A 234-nucleotide genomic window follows, 5' to 3' on the forward strand; every position below is an offset into this window, starting at 1 on the left:
TTGCACTAACTGCTCCTGCCACAAAGGCTACTCTAGCTGTATCGGTAATGCTCACATTATCTCCTGTTGCCGAGTAAATAACTGTTTCTGCAATGGTGTTTGTCACCGTAAAGGTTACTACTCCACTAGCATTCGAACTACCACTTGCTGCTGAGATCGTTGATGTTGTGCTATCATCTGTTAATACAACTGTCTTACCAGAAACTGGATTGCTATTCGCATCTTTTAGTGTAA

The 234-nt window shown here is 41.9% G+C and carries 1 protein-coding gene; it reads right to left on the reverse strand.

The window, feature by feature from the left end:
• On the reverse strand, positions 1-234 hold a 234-nt coding region (locus tag V7S79_RS12260), incomplete at both ends, for an Ig-like domain-containing protein (protein ID WP_459490885.1).

Source organism: Aquirufa sp. ROCK-SH2 (genome assembly GCF_054558315.1).